The following is a 237-nucleotide window of genomic DNA, read 5'->3' as shown; positions in this document are numbered from 1 at the left end:
GGCACTGGCAATCTCTGCCGATGCCTCGACTAGCTTCAGATCGCGCTTGGTAGGTTCCTTGGTCTTCGCCTTTGGAGGAATGACGGCCAGCGATGCCGGCACAGCTTTAGCCGGCTTTACGGGCTTCGGCTTACTTGGCCTGGTGTCCACGGACTTGGATCGGGCTGCAGGAGCTGCTCCGAATAGATCGTTTTGCGGAGTGGTCGAACCCATCATCACGTCCTTGCTGTCATCCAG

At 58.2% G+C, this 237-nt stretch carries 1 pseudogene; it reads right to left on the bottom strand.

The annotated features are described in order from the left end of the window. Positions 1-237 (bottom strand): annotated as a pseudogene (locus KVT32_RS31505) (hypothetical protein); the annotation flags it as partial.

The sequence above is a fragment of the Achromobacter sp. GbtcB20 genome (assembly GCF_019091095.1).
GTDB classification, from domain to species: Bacteria; Pseudomonadota; Gammaproteobacteria; order Burkholderiales; family Burkholderiaceae_B; genus Achromobacter; species Achromobacter mucicolens.
The sequence above is the reverse complement of the archived record's forward strand: the minus strand, read 5'-3'. Positions and strand labels throughout refer to the sequence as shown.